At 64.6% G+C, this 25,338-nt stretch carries 25 protein-coding genes; 13 read left to right on the top strand and 12 right to left on the bottom strand.

Annotated features, from left to right (window positions below; translation table 11 throughout):
• Positions 1–29 precede the first annotated feature (29 nt).
• A complete protein-coding gene (locus MnOB_RS03385) occupies positions 30–587 on the top strand; it encodes a nitroreductase family protein (RefSeq protein WP_077522015.1) in 558 nt (185 codons plus the stop codon).
• On the opposite strand, the gene MnOB_RS03390 is transcribed toward MnOB_RS03385, so the two are convergent.
• From MnOB_RS03390 to MnOB_RS03415, 6 genes are all read right to left on the bottom strand, one after another.
• Positions 588–1,913: a sensor histidine kinase gene (locus MnOB_RS03390; protein WP_077522017.1), complete on the bottom strand. Its 1,326-nt coding sequence runs from the start codon at positions 1,911–1,913 to the stop codon at positions 588–590.
• An 86-nt stretch (positions 1,914–1,999) separates the two neighbouring features.
• Positions 2,000–2,410 carry a Spy/CpxP family protein refolding chaperone gene (locus tag MnOB_RS03395; protein WP_077522019.1) on the bottom strand — a complete coding sequence of 137 codons (411 nt, stop codon included), beginning with the start codon at positions 2,408–2,410 and terminating at the stop codon, positions 2,000–2,002.
• A 111-nt stretch (positions 2,411–2,521) separates the two neighbouring features.
• The gene (locus MnOB_RS03400) at positions 2,522–3,199 is read right to left on the bottom strand and encodes a response regulator transcription factor (protein WP_077522021.1); all 678 of its coding nucleotides are present in this window, start codon (positions 3,197–3,199) and stop codon (positions 2,522–2,524) included.
• 8 nt (positions 3,200–3,207) lie between these two features.
• Positions 3,208–3,651, bottom strand: a complete 444-nt coding sequence (locus MnOB_RS03405) for an MreC domain-containing protein (protein WP_077522023.1) — start codon at positions 3,649–3,651, stop codon at positions 3,208–3,210.
• Between the two features lie 44 nt (positions 3,652–3,695).
• A complete protein-coding gene (locus MnOB_RS03410; RefSeq protein WP_077522025.1) occupies positions 3,696–3,995 on the bottom strand; it encodes a YciI family protein in 300 nt (99 codons plus the stop codon).
• 8 nt (positions 3,996–4,003) lie between these two features.
• Entirely contained in the window at positions 4,004–4,594 is a 591-nt protein-coding gene (locus MnOB_RS03415) for a septation protein A (RefSeq protein ID WP_199824446.1), read from the bottom strand.
• A 66-nt stretch (positions 4,595–4,660) separates the two neighbouring features.
• On the opposite strand from MnOB_RS03415, the gene MnOB_RS03420 reads away from it, so the two are divergent.
• Together MnOB_RS03420 and MnOB_RS03425 are read left to right on the top strand one after the other, a co-directional pair.
• On the top strand, positions 4,661–5,527 hold the full coding sequence (locus MnOB_RS03420) for a PHP domain-containing protein (protein ID WP_077522029.1): 867 nt from the start codon (positions 4,661–4,663) through the stop codon (positions 5,525–5,527).
• Between the two features lie 13 nt (positions 5,528–5,540).
• Positions 5,541–6,170, top strand: a complete 630-nt coding sequence (locus MnOB_RS03425; protein WP_107504022.1) for an L-threonylcarbamoyladenylate synthase — start codon at positions 5,541–5,543, stop codon at positions 6,168–6,170.
• A 9-nt stretch (positions 6,171–6,179) separates the two neighbouring features.
• Here the strand turns inward: MnOB_RS03425 and MnOB_RS03430 are convergent, their stop codons facing one another.
• Positions 6,180–6,536, bottom strand: a complete 357-nt coding sequence (locus MnOB_RS03430) for a PA2779 family protein (RefSeq protein WP_077522034.1) — start codon at positions 6,534–6,536, stop codon at positions 6,180–6,182.
• 168 nt (positions 6,537–6,704) lie between these two features.
• On the opposite strand from MnOB_RS03430, the gene MnOB_RS03435 reads away from it, so the two are divergent.
• From MnOB_RS03435 to rluB, 3 genes are all read left to right on the top strand, one after another.
• Positions 6,705–7,532, top strand: coding sequence for a segregation and condensation protein A (locus MnOB_RS03435; protein ID WP_077522036.1), 828 nt, complete (start codon positions 6,705–6,707; stop codon positions 7,530–7,532).
• Positions 7,533–8,318 (top strand): SMC-Scp complex subunit ScpB, encoded by a 786-nt coding sequence (gene scpB / locus MnOB_RS03440; protein WP_077522038.1) that lies wholly within the window; start codon positions 7,533–7,535, stop codon positions 8,316–8,318.
• 110 nt (positions 8,319–8,428) lie between these two features.
• Positions 8,429–9,829, top strand: a complete 1,401-nt coding sequence (rluB, locus tag MnOB_RS29755) for a 23S rRNA pseudouridine(2605) synthase RluB (protein ID WP_077522040.1) — start codon at positions 8,429–8,431, stop codon at positions 9,827–9,829.
• A 104-nt stretch (positions 9,830–9,933) separates the two neighbouring features.
• On the opposite strand, the gene MnOB_RS03450 is transcribed toward rluB, so the two are convergent.
• From MnOB_RS03450 to MnOB_RS03470, 5 genes are all read right to left on the bottom strand, one after another.
• Positions 9,934–10,860 carry a GGDEF domain-containing protein gene (locus MnOB_RS03450; RefSeq protein ID WP_077522042.1) on the bottom strand — a complete coding sequence of 309 codons (927 nt, stop codon included), beginning with the start codon at positions 10,858–10,860 and terminating at the stop codon, positions 9,934–9,936.
• Positions 10,861–11,100: 240 nt separating this feature from the next.
• Positions 11,101–11,841, bottom strand: a complete 741-nt coding sequence (locus MnOB_RS03455; protein WP_077522044.1) for a YciK family oxidoreductase — start codon at positions 11,839–11,841, stop codon at positions 11,101–11,103.
• Between the two features lie 30 nt (positions 11,842–11,871).
• Positions 11,872–12,543: an N-acetylmuramic acid 6-phosphate phosphatase MupP gene (mupP, locus tag MnOB_RS03460; RefSeq protein WP_077522046.1), complete on the bottom strand. Its 672-nt coding sequence runs from the start codon at positions 12,541–12,543 to the stop codon at positions 11,872–11,874.
• A gap of 5 nt (positions 12,544–12,548) precedes the next feature.
• Positions 12,549–13,247 carry a bifunctional 2-polyprenyl-6-hydroxyphenol methylase/3-demethylubiquinol 3-O-methyltransferase UbiG gene (ubiG, locus tag MnOB_RS03465; RefSeq protein WP_077522049.1) on the bottom strand — a complete coding sequence of 233 codons (699 nt, stop codon included), beginning with the start codon at positions 13,245–13,247 and terminating at the stop codon, positions 12,549–12,551.
• Positions 13,248–13,268: 21 nt separating this feature from the next.
• Positions 13,269–14,594: a TRZ/ATZ family hydrolase gene (locus tag MnOB_RS03470; protein ID WP_077522051.1), complete on the bottom strand. Its 1,326-nt coding sequence runs from the start codon at positions 14,592–14,594 to the stop codon at positions 13,269–13,271.
• Positions 14,595–14,706: 112 nt separating this feature from the next.
• On the opposite strand from MnOB_RS03470, the gene mtnA reads away from it, so the two are divergent.
• From mtnA to cmk, 7 genes are all read left to right on the top strand, one after another.
• On the top strand, positions 14,707–15,783 hold the full coding sequence (gene mtnA, locus MnOB_RS03475; RefSeq protein WP_077522053.1) for an S-methyl-5-thioribose-1-phosphate isomerase: 1,077 nt from the start codon (positions 14,707–14,709) through the stop codon (positions 15,781–15,783).
• A 243-nt stretch (positions 15,784–16,026) separates the two neighbouring features.
• A complete protein-coding gene (gene gyrA, locus MnOB_RS03480) occupies positions 16,027–18,804 on the top strand; it encodes a DNA gyrase subunit A (protein WP_077522055.1) in 2,778 nt (925 codons plus the stop codon).
• Between the two features lie 99 nt (positions 18,805–18,903).
• Entirely contained in the window at positions 18,904–19,989 is a 1,086-nt protein-coding gene (gene serC / locus MnOB_RS03485; protein WP_077522057.1) for a 3-phosphoserine/phosphohydroxythreonine transaminase, read from the top strand.
• On the top strand, positions 19,989–21,083 hold the full coding sequence (pheA, locus tag MnOB_RS03490; RefSeq protein ID WP_077522059.1) for a prephenate dehydratase: 1,095 nt from the start codon (positions 19,989–19,991) through the stop codon (positions 21,081–21,083). The genes serC and pheA overlap by 1 nt, the downstream gene beginning before the upstream one ends.
• Before the next feature lie 79 nt (positions 21,084–21,162).
• Positions 21,163–22,275 carry a histidinol-phosphate transaminase gene (gene hisC / locus MnOB_RS03495; RefSeq protein ID WP_077522061.1) on the top strand — a complete coding sequence of 371 codons (1,113 nt, stop codon included), beginning with the start codon at positions 21,163–21,165 and terminating at the stop codon, positions 22,273–22,275.
• Positions 22,276–22,279: 4 nt separating this feature from the next.
• A complete protein-coding gene (locus tag MnOB_RS03500) occupies positions 22,280–24,511 on the top strand; it encodes a bifunctional prephenate dehydrogenase/3-phosphoshikimate 1-carboxyvinyltransferase (RefSeq protein WP_077522063.1) in 2,232 nt (743 codons plus the stop codon).
• Positions 24,508–25,194 carry a (d)CMP kinase gene (gene cmk / locus MnOB_RS03505; RefSeq protein ID WP_077522065.1) on the top strand — a complete coding sequence of 229 codons (687 nt, stop codon included), beginning with the start codon at positions 24,508–24,510 and terminating at the stop codon, positions 25,192–25,194. Before MnOB_RS03500 ends, cmk begins: the two co-directional genes overlap by 4 nt.
• Positions 25,195–25,338 lie beyond the last annotated feature (144 nt).

Here is a 25,338-nt window from a genome sequence, read left to right on the forward strand (position 1 = left end):
GCCGGCTTCCTGATTTCTGGAGGTGGCCCATGGAGGCTCTCGACGCTCTGCTCAACCGCGTATCCCTGGCTCGCCTGCAGGCGCCGGCGCCGGACGCTGCCCAGCGCGAGGTGCTGTTCCGCGCGGCCCTGCGTGCACCGGACCATGGCTATCTGCGTCCCTGGCGCTTCCTGACCATCGAGGGCGAGGGGCGCGAGAAGCTCGGTGAGTTGTTCGTATCCGCTGTGCTTGCCAAGGACGCCCAGGCGCCGGAAGCGGCCACCACCAAAGCGCGCAACATGCCATCGCGGGCGCCGCTGATGGTCGTGGTGATCGCTACCCTGCAGGCCGGGCACAAGGTGCCGGAAGTCGAGCAGTTGCTGTCCGCAGGCTGCGCTGCCCACGGCATCGTGCTGGCCGCCCATGCGCTTGGCCTGGGGGCCATCTGGCGTACCGGTGAGATGGCGTACGACCGCACCGTCGCCGCTGGCCTCGGGCTGGCCGAGAACGAGCGGGTGGTGGGTTTCCTCTATCTGGGCAGCGTCGAGGGAGATCGCCGCGCTGCGCCGGAGCTGGCTCCGGCGGACTTCGTCCAGAGCTGGGGCTGATCAGGCTTTCAGTGCAGTAGGCAGTTCCAGGGTGGCGATGAAGCCGCCCTCGGGGTGATTGCCCAGATGCAGGCTTCCGCCGTGGCGCTCTACTGCCCGGCGGGCGATGGCCAGCCCCAGGCCATGGCCGGCACCGGTCTGATTGGGCGCGCGGAAGAAGGGTTCGCCCAGCTGCGCCAGGTGTTCGGCAGCGACCCCGGGGCCGTGGTCGCGGATCTGGATCACCAGGCCGGCTTCCTGTTCCTTGACCGTCACTTCCACCGGCTGGTCCTGCGGATTGAAGCGCAGGGCGTTGCGCAGCAGGTTATCCAACGCGCGTTCCAGCATGTCGGGCCAGCCTTCGAGTTGTGGCACGCCGCTGCAATCGATGCGGACTTGCTGCTCTGGTGCCAACAGACGGGCGTCTTCCTTCAGTTTTTCCAGCAAGGGCCGCAGCGTGATCGGATGGCGTGCGCCCGGTTCCGCATCGAGGCGGGCCAGGGCGAGGATTTCGCTGATCAGCGCCTCGAGGCGGTCGCATTCCTGACCCAGGCGCGGCCACAGGGCTTGCCGTTGCTGGGGCTCGGCGCGCTCAGCCAGAGCCAGGGCGATGCGCAGGCGCGCCAGGGGCGAACGCAGCTCGTGGGATACATCCCGCAGCAACTGGCGCTGGCTGCCGATCAGGCCTTGCAGACGCTGTCCCATGCGGTTGAAGTCTCCGGCCAAAACCCCCAATTCATCCCGCCGACGCGCCAGGCGCGCCAGGCTGTCCTGCTGGTAAGCGGTCTGGCCGAGGTCGTGTACGGCGCGGCGCAGACGGTCCAGTGGCCGGGTGATCGACAGGGTGAGGGCCAGGCTGAACAGAGTCAGCACCACCAGGGCGATGCCCAGCGCACTGAAGGGCCACAGCAGGCTGCCACGGTGCCAGGCATCCAGTTCGGGGTAGGGAATGCGGTAGATGATCAGATAGGATTCGCCGCTGGCCGGGCTGGTGAATTCCTCGGTCAGGCGACGCCAGGGCAGTCGGCGCGGATTCTGATGGCGCGCCTCGAAGGCCGCGGCGCGTCGGGGGAACGTGCCTTTTACGACGGGTTGGCCGGTGTCGTTGAGAATCTGTATGTCGATCCGTGCGCGATGGCGGAAGTGTTCCAGGAACCGCTGGGTGTCCTGCGGGCCCTGTTCCTCGAAGCGTTGCACCAGACGCTCGGCCAGCCCCTGCAGGGAGGGGTGATGGTTGAGGATCCAGGCATCCTGGTTAAGGGCGCGACCCAGCAGGATGGACAGGCCGGCTACCAGGGCCAGGGCCAGCCAGAGGGTGGCCAGGATTCTCCAGAAGAGTGAACGCACGGGGTTGCTCCTGAACGGCAAAACCCATCAGGCCGGTGGGCCTGATGGGCGTGTGGTCGGTTTTTGCGGCCGATGCCGCGAAGCGATTACTGGGCCTTCTTGTCCTTCTCGGCCTTCCAGGCTTCGAACTCGGCGCGTTCGGCGCGGCGTTCTTCCATTTTCTTCTGGATGTCGTCGAAGGTCTTCTGCTGCTCGGGCTTGAGCTGGGCGCGGATGGCTTCGCGGTTCTTGGTCTCGGCGGCCTTGAGTTCGTCCTGCATGGCCTTCTTCTCGGCGGCCGGCAGCTTGTCCAGGTAGCGCTGGGTAATGTCGTGTCGGGATTTCATCTGGTCGCGCATCAGCTTGCCAATTTCATGGCGCTGTTCCTGGGTCAGATCCAGTTCCTTGTACATGTGGCCACCAAAACCGCGCTCGTGGCGCGGGCCGCCTTCCGGCATGGCCATGGCCAGGGTCGGCAGGGTAGCGGCGAGCAGCAGGGCGATAAGGGTCTTGCGCATGGTGGTTCTCCTAGTCTCGATTCCGGCCGGTTGCCGGATGTGCCCAGTCTAGGGATGGCAAGGTCAAGCGCGGTCAGTCCTGCGTAAAGCCTCGGTAAAGACGATGCCAGCCTACGCGCTGTAGTAGTAGCCGCGGCTGCGCAGCGCGAGGATGCGCGGACGCCCGTCAGCGTGGGGGCCGAGCTTCTTGCGCAGGTTGCTGACGTGCATGTCCAGGCTGCGGTCGTAGAGCGTCAGCTTGCGACCGAGCGCCAGTTGCGCCAGCTGCTGTTTGTCCAGCGGTTCGCCAGGTTGGCGCAGCAGGGCTTCGAGCAGGCGGCCTTCGGAGAGCGTCAGGGTCACTTCGTGATTGCCGACGGTGACGACGCCGCGCACGGGGCTGTAGCAGAGATCGCCCAATTCCAGCTGGCTGGACGGCTGCGGCGGCTGGCTGCGCCGCAGCACGGCGCGCAGGCGGGCGGTGAGCTCGCGGGGGTCGCAGGGTTTGGCCAGGTAATCGTCGGCGCCCAGCTCCAGTCCGAGGATGCGGTCCAGCGGTTCGCCGCGGGCAGACAGCATGAGGACCGGCAGATCCGGGTGGTCGCTGCGCAACTGCTTGAGCAGTTCCAGGCCGCTGCCATCCGGCAACATCACGTCCAGCACCACTGCAGAGGGCGCGTGCTCGGCCAGGGCAGCGCGGGCCGATTGGCCGTCATGGCAGGCTCGCACGGCGAAGCCCTCCTGGCTGAGCCAACTGATCAGAAGCTCGCAGAGTTCCTGATCGTCATCGATAAGCAGCAATTCACTCATGGTGCGGGTCAGTTGATCCATTGACGGCGCTGGCGACGCCCACCGCGGGCGATCAGGCCGGTACACAGGGAGAGCAGGGCCACGCCACCGCCCACCGCGAACCAGGTCTGCTGTTCGCTCAGCAAGCGCGGTGCCTGCGAGGCCTGTGCTTCCTTGAGTTGCAGCTTGAGGCGCTGGTTTTCCTGGCGCAGGCGGGCGAGTTGGGCGTTCTCGCGCTCATTGCCGGCAGCTTCGACCTGGGTGGTCAGCTCGCTGCGCAGACGTTCGCTTTCGGCCAATTGCCGCTGCAGTTGATTGACCTGGGCAAGGAGGCCGTCATTGGCGGCGATGGGTGCCTCCGTCACCACCGGAACACTTTTCGCCTCCGGTGATGCAGGTTGGAGTTCTTCAGCCTGGGCCAGGCTGCAGAGCAGCGCGGCGGTTAACAGCAGGGGCAATTGACCGACGTGCATGGGAACTCCTTTTTCCTGGCGTGGGCTGATTAGAGAACGCTGGCTTACGGGAATACCTGTTTGAAGGGTTTGACCACGACATCGGCATAGACGCCGGCTGCGCGATACGGGTCGGCATCGGCCCAGGCCTTGGCCGCCTCGAGGGATTCGAACTCGGCGACGATCAGGCTGCCAGTGAAGCCGGCACTGCCCGGGTCGTTGCTATCGACTGCCGGATGCGGACCGGCTAGCACGATGCGGCCCTCGGCCTTCAGTTGCTCCAGGCGTGCGAGGTGCGCAGGGCGGGCGGCGAGACGGTTTTCCAGAGAATTGGCGACGTCGGTGGCGATAATGGCGTAGAGCATGGCAATCCTTATTGTTGAGGCTTTTCGGGTTCGCCGTCGTGGATATGACGGGCCAGGTAGACACCTTGGCCAACCAGGAAGAGCACGGTCATGCCGAGGCTGCCGAAGACTTTGAAGTCCACCCAGAACTCGTGGAAGGTGAAGGCCACGAAGAGGTTGGCGAAGCCGCAGATGAGGAAGAACGCGATCCAGGCCAGGTTCAGGCGTACCCAGATGGCCTGAGGCAGGCTGAGGGCATGGCCCATCACGCGCTGGATCAAGGGCTTGTCACCGATGAAGTGGCTGCCGGCGAACGCCAGGGCGAACAGCCAGTTCACGACCGGCGCTTTCCATTTGAGGAATGTTTCGCTGTGGAAGGCCAGGGTCATGCCACCGAATACCAGGCAGGCCGCGAGGGTCAGCCACTGGCCTTTTTCCAGGCGGCGCTGGTGCAGGAAGATGGCGCCGTAGACGATTACCGAGCTGATGATCAGAACGGCTGTGGCACTGAAAATACCGCCTAGCATATAGGTATGCCCGGCCAGTTCGACGGCGCGCGGTTCCAGTTTGTAGACGATGAAGAAGAGGACAAGCGGGATGAAGTCGATGAATTGTTTCACGGCAGCAGCCAGAAGCGGGATGTGGCGGCATAATAACAAACCATTCCCCTAGCGAAAGCAGACCCCATGCAGATCGACCTGCATTGTCACAGTACGGCCTCCGACGGTGCCCTGGCCCCAGCGGCCCTGGTCGCTCGCGCCCATGAACGGGGCGTGCGGCTGCTGGCGCTGACCGACCACGACACCCTGGAGGGGCTGGATGAGGCCCGCGAAGCGGCCGCGGCGCTGGACATGCAGCTGATCAACGGTATCGAGCTGTCCTGTACCTGGGGCGGTGCCACCATCCATGTCCTGGGATACGCCTTTGCCGCCGATGCACCATCCTTGCTTGAGGCCATCGCCGACCTGCATCAAGGGCGTTGGGCTCGGGCCGAAGAAATTTCCCGCCGCCTCGCCGCCAAGGGCATGCCGGGAGCGCTGGAAGGCGCGCGGGCGGTTCAGCAGGAGCTGGGTGACAGCGGCAATGCGCCGGCGCGCCCTCATTTCGCCGAGTTCCTCGTTCGCGCGGGGCATGTGCGCGATCGCGCCGAGGCATTCCGCAAATGGCTGGGCGCAGGCAAGTTGGGTGATGTGAAGCAACACTGGCCAACCCTGGCTGAAGCGGTGAGCACCCTGAACACCGCCGGTGCCTGGATCAGCCTGGCGCATCCCTGGCACTACAACTTCACCGGCGCGAAACGACGCAAGCTGGTGGCGGATTTCATTCAGGCCGGCGGTCACGCACTGGAAGTCGTGAATGGCCTGCAGCCGGCGGACCAGGTGGGAAGCCTGGCCGTGCTCGCGCGTGAATTCGGCATGCTGGTCAGTGCCGGTAGTGACTTCCATGCACCCTGCGAGTGGTCGGAGCTGGGCATGTACCGACCCTTGCCGGATGACCTGCCGCCGATTTGGGGGCGCTTCCGCCATGCCCACAGCCCTACTGCTGCCCTCTGAACAGGGAGATGTTGTGAGTCAATTTTTCCAGGTACACCCGGAGAATCCACAGCCGCGCCTGATTCGGCAGGCGGTGGAAATCGTCAAGGCGGGCGGGGTAATCGTCTATCCCACCGACTCTTCCTATGCCTTGGGATGCCTGATCGGTGACAAGGGCGCCGTGGAGCGCATTCGCCGCCTGCGCCGGCTGGACGAGAAACACAACTTCACCTTGCTCTGCCGCGATCTCTCGGAGATCGGCATCTTCGCCAAGGTGGATACCACGGCTTTCCGCCTGATCAAGGCGCACACACCCGGTCCCTACACCTTCATCCTCAATGCCACCCGGGAAGTACCGCGCATGCTGATGCACCCGAAGCGGCGCACCATCGGTCTGCGGGTGCCGGATCACCCCATCACGCTGGCTTTGCTCGAGCAACTGGGGGCGCCCCTGATCAGCACTACCCTGATCCTGCCGGGGGAAGACCTGCCGATGAGTGATCCTTACGAGATGCGGAAAGTCCTAGAGCACCAGGTGGACCTGATCATCGACGGCGGCCACGGCGGCATGGCCGCTTCCACCGTCATCAGCCTGTCAGATGGCAAGCCTGAGGTGGTGCGCGTGGGCTGCGGCGATCCACAGCCCTTCCTCGACGAGGAGTGACGGCGCTACTCAAAGCAGGATCGCCACCAGGATGATCACCAGCAGGATGATGATGAAGTCGGTGGTGCTGATTGCGCCACCGGCCGGCACCGCATCCAGCTTCTGCGCCAGCTGCGCGGCTTCCGCAGGTGTCATGGCCTGAACCCTGGCACGCGCCGTGGCAGCATCCACGCCCATGGTGCGCATCTGCTCCTGTACTTCGGACTTGCTCAGGAACGCATCGATCTTGGCGCGATCATTCGGCGGTTGCTGGGCCGAGACGGCTTCATCGGTGCCGATCATGCTGGCGTATGACGACGTCACCGGCACCAGCGTGAGGCAAAGAAGCATGAGTACGGCAGTGAACATCAGGCTAAAGAGTTTCATCTGAACCTCCGTGAGCGTTAGCTCCAGTCCCGACCAGGAGTGCTGCGTCGTACTTTTTTAGTCTGGCACATGGTGCTAACGTGCCCGTTTTCCGCCGACCGGTGCATTTATCGGTGGATATTTCCACCAGGCAGCAGTACCAACCCGGCCGCGCGGCACGAGGACACCATGCAAAACACGCCGCCATCCGAGGGGCAGGACAGCCAGGCCGGCGCCCAGCAGGAACTACCCTTCGCCCTCGTCTATGGCCAGGCGGTCACCGAGCTACCGCAGGACCTCTATATCCCGCCGGATGCGCTGGAAGTCTTCCTCGAAGCCTTCGAGGGCCCTCTCGACCTGCTGCTGTACCTGATCCGCAAGCAGAACATCAACATCCTCGATATCCCGGTGGCAGCCATCACCCACCAGTACATGGCTTATGTCGAGCTGATGAAGTCGGTGCGTCTGGAGCTGGCCGCCGAATACCTGGTGATGGCCGCCATGCTGGCCGAGATCAAGTCGCGCATGCTGCTGCCGCGCTCGAACGAAGCGGAAGAAGAGGAAGACGATCCGCGTGCCGAACTGATCCGCCGACTTCAGGAATACGAACGCTTCAAGGCGGCGGCCGAAGGTATCGACCAGTTGCCGCGGGTGGGGCGTGACGTCACCGTGCCGCGTATCGATGCGCCGGAAGCGCGGGCGCGCAAGCTGTTGCCGGACGTCGCTCTGGAAGAGCTGCTGTTGTCCATGGCCGAAGTGCTGCGCCGCGCCGACATGTTCGAAAGCCACCAGGTCACTCGCGAAGCACTGTCCACCCGGGAGCGCATGAGCGAAGTGCTGGAGAGGCTCAAGGGGGGCGCCTTCGTGCCCTTCGTCGCCCTGTTCACAATGGAGGAGGGCCGTCTCGGAGTCGTGGTCACCTTCATGGCTGTGCTGGAACTGATCAAGGAACAGCTGGTGGAACTCGTGCAGAATGAACCCTTCGCCCCCATCCATGTGCGCGCCAGGGCCGAGTAGATGAATCTCAGCGACCCCAACGATCTCGCTTCGCTGCTGGAAGCCTTTCTCCTGGCCTCCGGCAAGCCCCTGTCGCTGGAACGCCTGGCTGAACTCTTCGAAGAGGCCGAACGTCCCGAGTTGTCGGTGATCCGTTCCGCCCTGGCGATTCTCGCCAAGAGCTGCGAAGGGCGTGCGTTCGAGCTGCGTGAGGTGGCTTCCGGCTACCGCCTGCAGGTGCGCGAGCGATTTTCACCCTGGGTCGGCCGGCTCTGGGAGGAGCGCCCGCAGCGCTACTCGCGCGCCATGCTGGAGACCCTCGCCCTGGTGGCCTACCGGCAACCCATCACCCGGGGCGAGATCGAGGACATCCGCGGCGTTGCGGTCAACAGCCAGATCGTCAAGACGCTGCTGGAGCGCGAGTGGATTCGCGTGGTGGGTTATCGCGACGTACCCGGCAAGCCGGCGATGTTCGCCACAACCCGCGCTTTCCTCGACCACTTCAACCTGAAAAGCCTTGAAGAACTTCCGCCGCTGGCCGCCTTGCGCGAGCTGGAGCCCGAGCCGGTATTGGCTCTGGAGGACGGCGACGCGCCGGTACCCGATGGCCTGCAGGCCCGCGCTGACGCCGAGCAGCCAAGCGAGCCGCGCGAAGAAACCAGTTTCCGCTCCCTGTTGGCGGAGCTGGACATCATGGAAGAGGGCTTGAAGACCGACTTCGATGATCTGTTGCTCGCCGAAGCCGACGACGCGGACTCCGCCACCGAAGCGGACGACGAGTCGCTGCCGGACGAAACCCTGCATTGACGCCACCGGTCAGCGGACGGGCTGACGTCGAGAGTTTGCTCAACTAGCCTGAGTGCCACCGGCCGCGTATGATGCGCGGCCTTTTTACTGATACACCGGGAGGTGCCCAGATGAGTGAAGTCGAATTCAGCCCCGCAGGGGAAAAACTGCAGAAGGTCCTGGCCCGCATGGGTCTGGCCTCGCGCCGCGATATCGAGGCGTGGATCACTGAAGGTCGGGTCAAGGTCAACGGCGACATCGCTACCCTTGGCCAGCGCGTCGACAGCCATGACGCCATCAGCGTCGATGGCCGCCTGCTCAAGCGCGAAGAAGAAGCCGAAAGCGTCCGCCGCGTGCTGATTTACAACAAGCCCGAAGGCGAAGTCTGCACCCGCGATGACCCAGAAGGCCGTGCTACCGTGTTCGAGCGCCTGCCGCGCCTCAAGGCCGGCCGCTGGATCAACATCGGTCGCCTGGACATCAACACCACCGGCCTGCTGCTGTTCACCACCGACGGTGAACTGGCCAACCGCCTGATGCACCCCTCCTATGAGATGGACCGCGAATATGCGGTGCGCGTGCGTGGCGAAGTCACCGAGGAAATGCTGGAGAACCTGAAAAAGGGCGTGATGCTCGACGACGGCCCGGCCAAGTTCACCGATATCAAGGAAGCCCCCGGCGGCGAAGGTCTCAACCACTGGTATCACTGCGTGGTGATGGAAGGCCGTAACCGCGAAGTGCGTCGTCTCTGGGAGTCCCAGGGCCTGGTGGTCAGCCGCCTGAAGCGAGTGCGTTTCGGTCCGGTGTTCATCACGTCCGACCTGACCATGGGTCGCTGGCGCGAAATGAGCCAGAACGAAGTGGATATCCTCAGCACCGAAGTCGGCCTCACGCCGGTGGCCCTGCCATCGATGAAAGGCAAGTTCCGCGAAAAACTGGATCGCCTGCAGCGCAAGTCGGCCAAGCCGGTTGGTGCTCGTGCGCCGCGTCGTGATGACGACGAACGCCCGGCCCGTGGTCCGCGCCGTGAAGGTGATGAGCGTCCGGCGCGTGGTCCGCGCAGTGACGGTGGCGAGCGTCCGGCGCGTGGTCCGCGCAGCGAGGGTGGCGAGCGTCCTGCTCGTGGTCCACGTCGCGAGGGTGATGAACGTCCGGCTCGTGGCCCGCGTCGCGAGGGTGATGAGCGTCCGGCTCGTGGTCCGCGCAGCGAGGGTGGTGAGCGTCCTGCTCGTGGTCCACGTCGCGAAGGTGATGAGCGTCCTGCCCGTGGCCCGCGTAGCGAGGGTGGTGAGCGTCCTGCCCGTGGTCCCCGTCGCGACGGTGATGAGCGTCCGGCTCGTGCTCCCCGTGGCACTCCCGTGGCCGACCGTCCGCGTGATGTGAACAAGAAGCGTCCGGCCAAGCCCCAGGGCGAGCGTCCGGCCGTTGAGCTGGCCGACCGTCCGACCCGCAAACCTCAGCGTCCGCAGCACAAACGCAGTGGGCCCGCAGGTGGCGATGGCCAGCGTCCAGGATTTGGTCGCAAGCGCTGATCGAAGGCAAAAAAAGAAGGGGCTCAGATGAGCCCCTTCTTTTTTGCTCTGTGGGAGCGAATTCATTCGCGATTGAATCGCTCCCCAATTGACTGGGGCAGCGCTTACCCTGCCATGGACAGCCGGTTGCGACCTTCGCGCTTGGCCACATACAGGGCATTGTCCGCACGACGCAGCAGGCTATCCACCGATTCCGCCGGCAGCAGGGTGGCGCAACCCAGGCTGATGGACAGGTCCAGCGCGTGACCTTGAACCAGGCATTGCAGTTCGAGGATGCCCATGCGCAGGCGTTCGCCCACCATGGCGGCTGCGTCGCGGCAGGTGCCAGAGAGCAATACAAGGAATTCCTCGCCACCGAAGCGGAACACCATGTCGACGTTGCGCAGGCGCGATTTGAGCGTGTTGGCCACCGCTTTCAGCACTTCGTCGCCGGTGCCGTGTCCGTGTTCGTCGTTGATGCGCTTGAAGTGGTCGATGTCCAGCATCAGTACCGACAGCGGCAGCAGGTTGCGACGGGCCAGGTCCACTTCGCGTTGCAGGGTCTGCTCCATGGCGATGCGATTGCCGGTATCGGTCAGCGGATCGCGCAGGGCACTCTGGACTGCGGCCCGATAGAGCAGCGCATTGCGCAGCGGGAAGAGCAGGGTGGATAGCAGGGATTCGAGCTGATTGAGTTCGTGTTCGTCGAAGCGCAGGTTGCGGCGGAAGATCAACTCGCCCAGGTATTCGCCTTCGTGGGTCAGGCGATAGCCCGCGGAGTGGCTGGAGCGACTGCCGAATTCCAGGCGCAGATCGCTGCTCTGATGCTGGTAGGCCAGGGCGTCGAGAGGGACCAGGCGCTGCACTTCGCTGAAGAACAGGCTGACGATGCGTTCCACCTCCAGGCTGGTCTGCAATTGCAGGCTCAGCTGGCGGCGCAGTTCGGCCAGGCTGAGTGGCCGCAGCTTGGGCTGGCGCTTGCCGGAGAAGCCGAGGCGCTGCAGCTTGGCGGCATCGAAATCGATGGTGTTGGACTGGGAGGGAGGAACCATTGAGTTGAACCTCTGACGCACTATGCGACGACACCAGGGGTAGAGCTATTTTCGTGCCAGGAGCTTTTTGGCAATAAAAATTGCTTTAATTTCAGGTGTTTAGCTGTTTGTGACCATGTCGTGCGGCAAGCCGTTGCCGGCTTACTGGCGAAATCATGGCAATGTGATGCCGGTCACAGGGAGGAGCCGCCGGTAATCTGGCGGAGGCTGCGGCGGTCGAATGACCGCCGCGGAGGGAAGTCATTGCGCGTCGAAAGCCTGGCCGTTAACACCAGCGCTATCTGGCCCCATGAGATAGAGGTAGACAGGCATGATTTCGGCGGGTTCCGGATTGTTGTCAGGATTTTCGCCGGGATAGGCCTGGGCGCGCATGTCGGTCCGGGTTGCGCCGGGGTTGACGCTGTTGGAGCGTACGCTGGCAATGCCGTCCACTTCATCAGCCAAGACCTGCATCAGGCCCTCGGTGGCGAATTTGGACACCGCATACGCGCCCCAGTAAGCGCGTCCCTTGCGGCCAACGCTGCTGGAGGTGAAGACCACCGAGGCGTCCTTGGACAGTTTCAGCAGCGGCAGCAGGGTGCTGGTCAGCATGAACACGGCGTTGACGTTGACCTGCATGACGCGCATGAAGTTGTCGCCCGAGAGCTGCTCGATGGGCGTGCGCGGGCCGAGGATCGAGGCGTTGTGGAGAATGCCATCGATGCGGCCGAATTCCGTTTCCAGGGTCGCCGCCAGCTCGTCGTATTGGTGCGGCTGGGCGGTTTCCAGGTTGAAGGGGATCACGGCGGGTTGCGGGTGGCCGGCACCTTCGATTTCGTCGTACACCGCGTTCAGACTGGCTTCGGTCTTGCCCAGCAGGAGCACGGTGGCACCGTGGGCGGCGAAGGTCTTGGCGGCGGCGGCGCCGATGCCACGACCGGCACCGGTGATCAGGATGACCCGGTCCTTGAGCAGATCAGGGCGGGCGGAATACTGGAACATGTGAATCTCTCCTTCGGGGCGCTGCCGGTTTCAGCAGCTGCACAGCGCGCGGTCAAGCACAGCGCGCAGTTCGAGCGGATGGTGGACCACGACGTCGGCACCCCAGTGCGCGGGGTTGTCGTTCGGGTGGATGTAGCCATAGCTGACCGCGGCGGTGCGGGTGCCGGCGGCGCGGCCCGATTCGATGTCGCGCAGGTCGTCGCCAACGAAGAGCACGCTGGCCGGGTCCAGATTCAGCTTGCTGCAGGCGAGCAGCAGCATTTCCGGGTCCGGCTTGCTGTTCTTCACGTGGTCGGGGCAGATCAGCACGGCGGAGCGCCCGGCCAGGCCGAGTTGCTCCATGATGGGTTCGGCGAATCGCACCGGCTTGTTGGTCACCACGCCCCAGATCAGCTTGGCCTGTTCGATGTCCGCCAGAAGTTCGTCGATGCCATCGAACGGGCGGGTGAGCACGGCGCAATGCTGCTGGTAGCGCTCCAGGAATTCCAGGCGCAGGGGCTCGAACTCCGGCGCTTCCGGGGCCATCTGGAAGGCGCAGGCCACCATGGCGCGGGCGCCACCGGAGATCACGTCGCGAATCGCCTTTTCGTCCCGGGGCGGCAGGCCACGTTCGGTGAGCATGGCCTGGCAGATGGCAATGAAGTCCGGCGCCGAGTCGAGCAGGGTGCCGTCCATATCGAAAAGTACCGCTTGAAGGCGCATGCCGGTCATTCCTCGCGCAGGGTCTGGATCATGTAGTTGACGTCGACGTCTGCTTCCAGCCTGTAGTGCTTGGTCAGCGGGTTGTAGGTCAGGCCGATGATGTCCTTCACCGAAAGACCGGCGACGCGGCTCCAGGCACCGAGCTCGGAGGGGCGGATGAATTTCTTGAAATCGTGGGTGCCGCGCGGCAGGAGGCGCATGACGTACTCGGCGCCGACGATGGCGAAGAGGTAGGCCTTGGGATTGCGGTTGATGGTGGAGAAGAACACTTGGCCGCCCGGCTTGACCAGGGTGTAGCAAGCGCGGATCACCGATGCCGGGTCCGGCACGTGCTCGAGCATTTCCATGCAGGTGACAACGTCGAACTCGCCGGGCATCTCGGCGGCCAGTGCTTCGGCAGTGATGCGGCGGTATTCCACCGGTACACCGGATTCCAACTGGTGCAGCTGAGCGACCGCCAAAGGTGCTTCGCCCATGTCGATGCCGGTCACAGTGGCGCCGCGTTGGGCCATGGATTCACTGAGGATGCCGCCGCCGCAGCCGACGTCCAGCACTTTCTTGCCGGCCAGCTTGACGCGTTCGTCAATCCAATTGACCCGCAGGGGGTTGATGTCGTGCAGGGGTTTGAACTCGCTCTCGCGGTCCCACCAGCGGTGGGCGAGGGCCTCGAACTTGGCGATTTCGACGTGATCGACGTTGGTCATGGGATGTCCTCGAAACAGAATTCAGCGGCCGGCGATGCGTTCGCCCCAGGCGCGGGCAGTCGCGCCCAGGCGCTCTTCGTCCAGGCGCGTCAGGCGGCCGTCGTCCAGCAGTTGCCTGCCGTCGACCCAGAGGTGCCGCACCGAATCGCGCCCGGTGGCATAGATAAGTTGGGAAACCGGGTCGTAGACCGGTTGCTGGGCCAGTCCGGAAAGATCGAAGGCCACCAGATCGGCGGCCTTGCCCACTTCCAGGGAGCCGGTGTCCTGGTCGATCCCAAGGGCCCGGGCGCCGTTCAGGGTGGCCATGCGCAGCGCGCGATGGGCATCCAGGGCGCTGGCCGAACCGGCGACCGCCTTGGCCAGCAGCGCGGCCGTGCGGGTTTCGCCGAGCAGGTCCAGGTCATTGTTGCTGGCTGCGCCATCGGTGCCGACGGCAACGTTCACGCCGGCCTGCCACAGGCGTTCGACCGGGCAGAAGCCGCTGGCCAGCTTGAGGTTGGATTCGGGGCAGTGGATCACGTTGCTGTTGCTCTCCACCAGCATGGCCAGGTCGGCATCGTCCACCTGGGTCATGTGCACGGCCTGGAAGCGCGGTCCCAGCAGGCCGAGTCGCGAGAGGCGGGCCATGGGGCGCTCGCCACGCTGTTCCAGGCTCTGCTGGACCTCGAAGGCGGTTTCCTGGACGTGCATATGAATGCCGGCGTCCAGTTCCTCTGCCAGCACGCGGATGCTCTCCAGCTTGTCATCGCTGACGCTGTAGGGGGCGTGAGGGCCAAAGGCGACCTTGATGCGCGGGTGGTGCTTGAGGTCGCTGAACAGCTCGATGCCGCGGCGAATGGCCTCGGCGGAGTCGGCGGCCCCGGGAATCGGGAAGTCCAGGACCGGAATCGCCAGCTGCGCCTTGATGCCAGCGGTATGGATGACAGCGCTGGACTGAGCCGGGAAGAAATACATGTCGGAGAAGCAGCTGATGCCGCCCTTGATCTGCTCGGCTACCGCCAATTCGGTGCCGTCGCGGACGAAAGTCTCATCGACCCACTTGGCCTCGGCAGGCCAGATGTGTTCCTGTAGCCAGGTCATCAGCGGCAGATCGTCGGCCAGTCCGCGGAACAGGGTCATTGCTGCGTGGCCGTGAGCGTTGATCAGGCCGGGGGCCAACAACATGCCCGGCAGTTCACGACGCTCGCGAGCCTCGGCGCGCAGTGCCACGTCCCGAGGGGCGAGCAGGGCGATGCGACCGTCGCGGATGCCTAGCGCGTGATCCCGCAGCACCACGCCGGCGGGTTCTACCGGGACGATCCAGGATGGGAGCAGGAGCAGGTCGAGCGGGGCGTTGGCACTGGGCATGGAAGCGCATCCTAGGCGCAAATCGAAGTGGCGGCAGTATACCCGAGCCAGAAGACCTCCGGCTCGCTATAATCTGCGGTTTTTCCGCGAGTTACGGGTGGCGAGGTGGTCGATGCGTGAACAACTGTTAGCAGCCGAGAAGGTCAAGGCGATCGACTGGCGTGACGGCGTACTTCATTTGCTCGACCAGCGCGCGCTGCCTGCCGAGGAAGTCTGGCTGTCCTACGATTCCGCCGAGGGCGTGGCTCAGGCCATTCGCCAGATGGTGGTGCGCGGTGCGCCCGCTATCGGCATCAGTGCCGCCTACGGTGTGGTATTGGGCGCCCGGGCACGTATTGCGGCCGGCGGCGACTGGCGCGCGGCTCTGGAAGCGGACTTCAAGGTGCTGTCCGAATCGCGCCCGACGGCGGTCAATCTGTTCTGGGCGCTGAATCGCATGCGCGAGCGTCTGGATCGCGTGCGGGATGGCGAAACCCCGCTGCAGGCGCTGGAGGCCGAGGCCGTTTCCATCCACCTGAGTGATCGCGAAGCCAACCTGACCATGGCCCAGCTCGGCATGGAGCTGATTCGCAAGCACCAGGGCAGTCCGCAGGCGCTGCTGACCCACTGCAACACCGGCGCCCTGGCCACCGGTGGTTTCGGCACCGCCCTCGGGGTGATCCGTGCTGCCCATCTGGATGGCCTGGTGGAGCGCGTATATGCCGACGAAACCCGTCCCTGGCTGCAAGGCGCGCGCCTGACCGCCTGGGAACTGGCCAATGAAGGTGTGCCGGTGAGCCTGAACGCCGATGCCGCTGCCGCCCACCTGATGAAGACCGCAGGGATCACCTGGGTGATCGTCGGGGCCGACCGCATCACCGCCAATGGTGATGTGGCCAACAAGATCGGCACCTATCAGTTGGCGGTCAACGCCATGCACCACGGCGTGCGCTTCATGGTGGTAGCGCCCAGCTCCACCATCGACATGTCCCTGGAAAGCGGGGACGACATCCCGATCGAAGAGCGCGATGGTTCCGAGCTGCTGGACCTGGGCGGCCGTCGTGTTGCAGCCGAGGTCCATGCGGTCAACCCGGTGTTCGATGTGACTCCGGCTGACCTCATCGATGCCATCGTGACCGAGAAGGGTGTGGTCGAGCGTCCCGACGCCGCCAAGATGGCGCAATTGATGTGCCGCAAGCGCCTCCATTAATAGCGCTGGTGCGGCATTTTCACCCTGCTGGTGGGCCGCCCGGCGGGGTAGGTGCAAGGCAGTGACTGTGGTAAGCTCCGGCAGTTATTGCCGCCCCTCTGTTGAGGCGGCCCAATTGCACAGATCCTTGGCTTAACTCGTTGATTTGTCGTGAGTCGCTGCAGCATTGGCCGCAGTGACGAGCTTCGCGCCGCTCAGGACGAGAGGGGCGGAGTTTCATCAGAAAAAGGAACCAGGCTTCTCATGGGCGAACTGGCCAAAGAAATCCTCCCGGTCAATATCGAAGACGAGCTGAAACAGTCCTACCTCGACTACGCGATGAGCGTGATCGTCGGGCGCGCCTTGCCGGATGCGCGCGACGGCCTGAAGCCAGTGCACCGTCGCGTTCTCTACGCGATGAGCGAGCTGGGCAACGACTGGAACAAACCCTACAAGAAGTCCGCCCGTGTGGTGGGTGACGTGATCGGTAAGTACCACCCGCACGGTGATACCGCGGTCTACGACACCATCGTCCGTATGGCCCAGCCTTTCTCGCTGCGTTACATGCTGGTGGACGGCCAGGGCAACTTCGGTTCGGTGGACGGCGACAATGCCGCAGCCATGCGATACACCGAAGTGCGCATGTCCAAGCTGGCCCACGAGCTGCTGGCCGACCTGGACAAGGAAACCGTGGACTGGGTGCCCAACTACGACGGCACCGAACAGATTCCCGCGGTCATGCCGACCAAGATCCCCAACCTGCTGGTCAACGGTTCCAGCGGTATTGCCGTGGGCATGGCCACCAACATCCCGCCGCACAACCTCAGTGAAGTCATCGACGGCTGCCTGGCGCTGATGGACAACGGCGACCTCACGGTCGACGAACTGATGCAGTACATCCCCGGTCCGGACTTCCCGACTGCGGGCATCATCAACGGTCGCGCCGGCATCATCGAGGCGTACCGTACCGGTCGTGGTCGCATCTATATACGCGCCCGTGCCGAAATCGAAGACATGGAAAAGGGCGGTGGTCGCCAGCAGATCATCGTCACTGAGCTGCCCTACCAGCTGAACAAGGCGCGTCTGATCGAGAAGATCGCCGAGCTGGTGAAAGAGAAGAAGATCGAAGGCATCACCGAACTGCGTGACGAGTCCGACAAGGACGGCATGCGCGTCGTGATCGAGCTGCGTCGTGGCGAAGTGGGCGAGGTGGTGCTGAACAACCTCTATTCCCAGACCCAGATGCAGAGCGTCTTCGGTATCAACGTCGTGGCCCTGGTCGATGGCCAGCCGCGCACGCTGAACCTGAAGGACATGCTCGAAGTGTTCATTCGTCACCGCCGCGAAGTGGTCACCCGCCGTACCGTCTACGAGCTGCGCAAGGCCCGTGAGCGTGGCCACATCCTCGAAGGCCAGGCCGTCGCCCTGTCGAACATCGACCCGGTGATCGAGCTGATCAAAGCCTCGCCGACTCCGGCCGAGGCCAAGGAACGCCTGATCGCCACCGCCTGGGAATCCAGCGCCGTGGAAGCCATGGTCGAGCGCGCCGGCGCCGATTCCTGCCGTCCGGAAGACCTGGACCCGCAGTACGGCCTGCGCGAAGGCAAGTACTACCTGTCCCCGGAACAGGCCCAGGCCATCCTGGAACTGCGCCTGCACCGCCTGACCGGCCTGGAGCACGAGAAGCTGCTGGCCGAGTACCAGGAAATCCTCACCCTGATCGGTGAGCTGATCCGCATCCTCACCAACCCCGAGCGCCTGATGGAAGTCATCCGCGAGGAGCTGGAAAAGGTGAAGGCCGAGTTCGGCGACGCCCGCCGCACCGAGATCGTCGCGTCCCAGGTGGACCTGACCATCGCCGACCTGATCACCGAAGAAGAGCGCGTCGTCACCATCTCCCACGGCGGCTACGCCAAGTCCCAGCCACTGGCTGCCTACCAGGCACAGCGTCGTGGCGGCAAGGGCAAGTCGGCCACTGGGGTGAAGGACGAGGATTACATCGAGCACCTGCTGGTCGCCAACAGCCACGCCACGCTCCTGCTGTTCTCCAGCAAGGGCAAGGTCTACTGGCTGCGCACCTTCGAAATCCCGGAAGCCTCGCGCACCGCGCGTGGCCGTCCGCTGGTCAACCTGCTGCCGCTGGATGAGGGCGAGCGCATCACCGCGATGCTCCAGATCGATCTGGAAGCCCTGCAGCAGAGCGCAGGCGCCGACGAGGACCTGGAAGAGAACGAAGGCGTGGTGATCGAAGGCGAAATCGTCGAAGCCGAAGCCGGCGACGATGAAGGCGCCGACCTCGACGACGAGCAGGACGAGCCCACTGGCGCCTACATCTTCATGGCCACCGCCTTCGGTACCGTGAAGAAGACCCCGCTAGTGCAGTTCAGCAAACCGCGTTCGAACGGCCTGATCGCCCTGAAGCTGGAAGAAGGCGACACCCTGATCGCCGCGTCCATCACCGACGGCGCCAAGGAAGTCATGCTCTTCTCCGACGGTGGCAAGGTCATCCGCTTCAAGGAAAAACACGTTCGCACCATGGGCCGTACCGCCCGTGGCGTACGCGGCATGCGTCTGCCGGAAGGTCAGAGCCTGATCTCCATGCTGATCCCGGAATCGGGTGCGCAGATCCTCTCCGCCTCCGAGCGTGGCTACGGCAAGCGCACCCCGCTGGAAGACTACCCGCGTCGCGGTCGTGGCGGCCAAGGCGTGATCGCCATGGTCACCAACGAGCGCAACGGCAAGCTGGTCGGCGCCGTACAGGTGCAGGACGGCGAGGAAATCATGCTGATTTCCGACCAGGGCACCCTGGTGCGTACCCGCGTGGATGAAGTCTCCAGCTCCAGCCGTAACACCCAGGGCGTGACCCTGATCAAGCTGGCCAAGGACGAAACCCTGGTCGGCCTGGAACGCGTCCAGGAGCCGTCTGGCGGCGACGAGGATGAAGAGCTGGAAGGCTTTGATCCGACCGATGCCGAGGTCGATTCCGACGCCGATGCGAGCGACGTTCAGCAGGACGACGCGCAACCGGCTGGCGACGAGTAATAGTTGTTAGAACCGGGCAGGCCATCGCCGGCCTGTCCATTCGGTAGGTAACAATTTGCGGGGGCACTGGTGCCCCCGCGCTACCCAGTGAGAGTGGATGTGAGCAAGCGAGCCTTTAACTTCTGCGCCGGCCCGGCCGCGCTTCCGGAAGCTGTTCTGCAACGCGCCCAGGCGGAACTCCTCGACTGGCAGGGCAAAGGCCTGTCCGTCATGGAAATGAGCCACCGCAGCGACGATTACGTTGCCATTGCCGAGAAGGCCGAGCAGGACCTGCGCGACCTCCTGTCCATTCCCTCCAACTACAAGGTGCTGTTCCTTCAGGGCGGCGCCAGCCAGCAGTTCGCGGAAATCCCGCTGAACCTGCTGCCGGAAGCTGGCGTGGCCGACTACGTCGACACCGGCATCTGGTCGAAGAAGAGCATCGAGGAAGCCAGCCGCTTCGGTCGCGTCAACGTTGCCGCCAGCGCCAAGGGCTATGACTACTTCGCCATCCCCGGCCAGAACGAATGGCAGCTGTCGAAAGACGCCGCCTACCTGCACTACGCCTCCAACGAAACCATTGGCGGCCTGCAGTTCGACTGGATTCCGGAAGTTGGTGACGTACCCCTCGTGGTGGACATGTCTTCGGACATCCTCTCCCGCCCGATCGATATCTCCCGCTTCGGCATGATCTACGCCGGCGCGCAGAAGAACATCGGCCCGAGTGGCCTGGTCGTGGTCATTGTCCGCGAAGACCTGCTCGGTCGCGCCCGCGCCAACTGCCCGACCATGCTCAATTACAAGGTCGCTGCCGATAACGGCTCCATGTACAACACCCCGGCTACCTTCTCCTGGTACCTCTCGGGCCTCGTTTTCGAGTGGCTGAAAGAGCAGGGCGGTGTCGAGGCCATGGAGCAGCGCAACAAGGCGAAGAAGGAACTGCTCTACGGCTACATCGATGAGAGCGGCTTCTATACCAACCCGATCGCCGTCAACGCCCGCTCCTGGATGAACGTTCCGTTCCGTCTGGCTGACGAGCGCCTGGACAAGGACTTCCTCGTTGGCGCCGACGCCCGTGGCCTGCTCAACCTCAAGGGCCACCGTTCGGTAGGCGGTATGCGTGCGTCCATCTACAACGCCGTTGGTCTCGATGCCGTCGAAGCCCTGGTGGCCTACATGGCGGAGTTCGAGAAGGAGCGCGGCTGATGTCCGAGCAAGAACTCAAGGCGCTGCGCCTGCGCATCGACAGCCTCGACGAGAAGATCCTCGATCTGATCAGCGAGCGCGCTCGCTGCGCCCAGGATGTGGCGCGCGTGAAGATGGCGTCCTTGCCGGAAGGCGAGAAGCCGATCTTCTATCGTCCCGAGCGCGAGGCCTGGGTCCTCAAGCACATCATGGACCGCAACCAGGGCCCGCTGGACAACGAAGAGATGGCGCGGTTGTTCCGCGAAATCATGTCCTCCTGCCTGGCCCTCGAGCAGCCGCTCAAGGTTGCCTACCTCGGTCCGGAAGGCACCTTCACCCAGGCTGCGGCGCTCAAGCACTTTGGCCACGCGGTGATCAGCTCGCCGATGGCTGCCATCGACGAAGTGTTCCGCGAAGTGGCTGCCGGTGCGGTCAACTTCGGCGTGGTGCCGGTGGAGAACTCCACCGAAGGCGCCGTGAACCACACCCTGGACAGCTTCCTCGAGCACGACATGGTGATCTGCGGCGAGGTTGAGCTGCGCATCCACCACCACCTGCTGGTGGGCGAGAACACCAAGACCGATAACATCACCCGTATCTATTCCCATGCCCAGTCCCTGGCTCAGTGCCGCAAGTGGCTGGACGCCCACTACCCGAATGTCGAGCGCGTGGCAGTATCCAGCAACGCCGACGCCGCCAAGCGGGTGAAGAGCGAGTGGAACTCCGCGGCCATCGCCGGTGACATGGCGGCCAGCCTCTACGGCCTGACCAAACTCTGCGAAAAGATCGAGGACCGCCCGGACAACTCCACGCGCTTCCTCATCATCGGCAGCCAGGAAGTGCCGCCCACCGGCGACGACAAGACTTCGATCATCGTCTCCATGCGCAACAAGCCGGGCGCCCTGCACGAACTCCTGGTTCCGTTCCACAACAACGGTATCGACCTGACCCGCATCGAGACCCGCCCGTCCCGGAGCGGCAAGTGGACCTACGTGTTCTTCATCGACTTCGTAGGCCACCACCGCGACCCGCTGATCAAGGACGTGCTGGAGAAGATCAACCAGGAAGCCGTTGCCCTGAAGGTGCTGGGTTCCTACCCCAAAGCGGTGCTTTGAATTCGCGACGGGCCGTCGCGCTCCAGCCTGGGTTGGGGCGCGCCACGGCGGCCCCGAGCCCGTAGTTGAGGCTGAATCCATGAGCTGTGACTTCCTCGCCCTTGCCCAACCGGGCGTGCAGAAACTTTCGCCCTACGTACCCGGCAAGCCAGTGGATGAACTGGCCCGCGAGCTGGACCTCGACCCGGCCGGCATCGTCAAGCTGGCCAGTAACGAGAACCCCCTCGGCCCGAGCCCCAAGGCCCTCGAAGCGATCCGCAACGAGCTGGCCGAACTGACCCGCTACCCGGATGGCAACGGCTTCGAGCTCAAACGCCGCCTGGCCGAGCGCTGCGGCGTGACCCCGGCGCAGGTCACCCTGGGCAACGGTTCCAACGACATTCTCGACCTGGTTGCCCGTGCCTTCTTGGCGCCGGGCCTGAATGCCGTGTTCAGCGAGCACGCCTTCGCCGTGTACCCCATCGCGACCCAGGCCGTGGGCGCTGCCGGCAAGGTGGTTCCGGCCAAGGACTTCGGCCATGACCTGCCGGCCATGCTGGCGGCCATCGACGCCAACACCCGCGTCGTGTTCATCGCCAACCCGAACAACCCCACCGGCACCTGGTTCGGTCCGGCCGCGCTGGAAGACTTCCTCGCCAAGGTCCCGGAAAACGTGCTGGTGGTGCTGGACGAGGCCTACATCGAGTACGCCGAGGGTGAAGAACTGCCCGACGGCCTTAACTATCTGGCCCGTTATCCGAACCTGCTGGTGTCGCGCACCTTCTCCAAGGCCTACGGCCTGGCTTCGCTGCGCGTGGGCTACGGCCTGTCCAGTGCCCAGGTGGCCGACGTGCTGAACCGTGTGCGTCAGCCGTTCAACGTGAACAGCCTGGCCCTGGCCGCGGCCTGCGCCGCCCTGGATGACGCCGAGTACCTGGCCGAAAGCCGCCGCGTCAACGATGCCGGCATGCTCCAGCTGGAAGAGGGCTTCTGCGCCCTGGGCCTGAGCTGGATTCCCTCCAAGGGCAACTTCATCGCCGTCGACTTCGGCCGTGACGCCGCCCCGATCAACCAGGGCCTGTTGCGTGAAGGCGTGATCCTGCGCCCGGTCGCCGGCTACGGTATGCCCACGTTCCTGCGCGTCTCCATCGGCCTGCCGGCCGAGAACACCCGTTGCCTGGAAGCACTGGCCAAGGTGCTCGGCCGTGGCTGATGTCATGAGCGTGCAACAGGGTGCCCCTATCTTCGGGCGCCTGGTGGTGATCGGCCTGGGTCTGATCGGCGGCTCCTTCTCCAAGGGGCTGCGCGAGAAAGGCCTGTTCGCCGAAGTGGTAGGGGTGGACAAGGACCACGAGTCCTGCCGCATCGCCGTCGAAACCGGCGTGGTCGACCGCTGCGAGAGTGACCTCGCTGCGGCCTGCCGCGGTGCCGATGTGATCCAGCTGGCCGTACCCATCCTCGCCATGGAAAAGCTCCTCGCCGAACTGGCACTACTGGACCTCGGCAATGCCATCCTCACCGATGTCGGCAGCGCCAAGGGCAATGTGGTGCGCGCGGCGCGCAAGGTCTTCGACGGCATGCCGGAGCGCTTCGTGCCGGGTCATCCCATCGCCGGCTCGGAGAAGAGCGGGGTGGAAGCTGCCAACGCGAGCCTGTTCCGCCGCCACAAGGTCATCCTCACTCCGGTGGAAAATACCGATCCGTCGGCTCTGCAGCGCATCGATCAGCTCTGGCGTGCCCTGGGCGCGGACGTTGAACACATGGAGGTCGAGCACCACGACGAGGTGCTCGCCGCGACCAGCCACCTGCCGCACCTGCTGGCATTCGGACTGGTCGACTCGCTGGCCAAGCGCAGCGAGAATCTGGAAATCTTCCGTTATGCCGCTGGTGGATTCCGCGACTTCACGCGGATCGCCGGCAGTGACCCGGTGATGTGGCACGACATCTTCCTCGCTAACCGCGAGGCCGTACTGCGCATCCTGGACGCATTTCGCGATGACCTCGACGCCCTGCGCGGCGCGGTCGACGCAGGGGACGGGCATGAATTGCTGGGCGTGTTCACGCGCGCCCGCTTCGCCCGCGAGCATTTCAGCAAAATCCTGGCCCGCAGGGCCTATGTGGACGCCATGCACAATAACGATCTGATTTACCTGGCGCAGCCGGGTGGCAAACTCGCCGGCCGTGTTCGCGTACCGGGCGACAAGTCCATTTCCCACCGTTCCATCATGCTCGGCTCCCTGGCCGAAGGCACGACCGAGGTCGAAGGCTTCCTCGAGGGCGAAGACGCCCTGGCGACCCTGCAGGCCTTCCGCGATATGGGCGTGGTCATCGAAGGGCCGCACCACGGCCGCGTGACCATCCACGGTGTTGGCCTGCACGGCCTGAAGCCGCCGCCCGGTCCGCTGTACCTCGGCAACTCCGGTACCTCCATGCGCCTGCTCAGCGGCCTGCTGGCGGCCCAGCCGTTCGACACCACGCTGACCGGCGACGCCTCGCTGTCCAAGCGCCCGATGAACCGCGTAGCCAAGCCGCTGCGTGAAATGGGCGCGGTGATCGAGACCGGTGACGAAGGTCGTCCGCCGCTGACCATCCGCGGCGGCCAGCGACTGTCCGGCATGAACTACGAAATGCCCATGGCCAGCGCCCAGGTGAAATCCTGCCTGCTGCTCGCCGGCCTCTACGCGGCCGGCGAAACCGCCGTGACCGAGCCGGCGCCGACCCGCGACCACACCGAGCGCATGCTGCAAGGCTTCGGCTACCCGGTGAAGGTGGACGGCAATACCGCCACCGTCGAAAGCGGCCACAAGCTCAGTGCTTCACGCATCGAAGTGCCCGCCGACATCTCCTCCGCCGCCTTCTTCCTGGTGGCTGCGAGCATCGCCGAAGGGTCCGAACTGGTGCTGGAACACGTCGGCATCAACCCGACCCGTACAGGCGTCATCGACATCCTCAAGCTGATGGGCGGCGACATCACCCTGGAGAACCAGCGTGAAGTGGGCGGTGAGCCGGTTGCCGACCTCCGCGTGCGTGCGGCCAAGCTGAAGGGCATCGACATCCCCGAAGACCTGGTGCCGCTGGCCATCGACGAGTTCCCGGTACTCTTCGTCGCGGCCGCCTGTGCCGAAGGTCGCACCGTGCTGCGTGGCGCGGAAGAGCTGCGCGTGAAGGAATCCGACCGTATCCAGGTCATGGCCGATGGCCTGCTGGCCCTGGGTGTGAAGGCCGAGCCGACTCCGGACGGCATCATCATCGAAGGCGGTCCCTTCGGCGGCGGCGAAGTCTGGAGCCACGGCGACCACCGTATCGCCATGTCCTTCAGCGTGGCTTCGCTGCGTGCCAGTGCGCCGATCCGCATCCATGACTGCGCCAACGTCGCCACGTCGTTCCCGAACTTCCTCGGCCTCGCGGCCCAGTCCGGTATTCGCGTAGCGGAAGAGGGCAAGGCATGAGCGCCAACGTGCCCGTGATCGCCATCGACGGACCCAGCGGCTCCGGCAAGGGCACCGTCGCCGGCCTGCTGGCCAAGCGCCTGGGTTGGCGCCTGCTCGACTCCGGCGCGCTGTACCGCCTGCTGGCCTTCGCCGCGCGCAATCATGGCGTCGACCTGACCAACGAGGAATCCCTCAAGGTCCTGGCCGCTCACCTGGACGTGCAGTTCAACGCCAAGACGGGCGGTGGTCAGAGCATCGTGCTGGAAGGTGAAGATGTCACCGACGTGATCCGCTCCGAGCAGGTCGGCGCCGGTGCCTCCCAGGTCGCCGCTCTGCCTGCCGTGCGCGAAGCCCTGCTGCAACGCCAGCGCGCCTTCCTCGAGGCACCTGGCCTGGTGGCCGACGGCCGCGACATGGGCACCGTGGTGTTCCCGCAGGCGCAGCTGAAGATCTTCCTCACCGCCAGCGCCGAAGAGCGTGCCCGTCGTCGTTACCTGCAGCTCAAGGGCAAGGGCATGGAGGCCGATCAGGTCGCCCTGCTGACGGAAATCCAGGAGCGCGACGAGCGTGACAGCCAGCGCTCGGTAGCGCCGCTGAAGCCGGCCGAGGATGCGATCATCCTCGACTCCACCAGCCTCAGCATCGACGAAGTCCAGAGCAAGATTCTCGAAGCCTTCGCCGCCCTCGGCCTGGACGACTGAGTCCCGGCCGCAACTGAAAAGCCGCAGTCACTGACTGCGGCTTTTTTGTTTGCGGTGTCCCGTCCTGAATAAGGTTTACACCTTTGCCCTTATTTTCAGGAGCGCTCCATGGCAGAAGGTGTACGACGTAGCCAGCGCGATTAC

The sequence above is a fragment of the Metapseudomonas resinovorans genome (assembly GCF_002003485.1).
GTDB lineage: Bacteria > Pseudomonadota > Gammaproteobacteria > Pseudomonadales > Pseudomonadaceae > Metapseudomonas > Metapseudomonas resinovorans_D.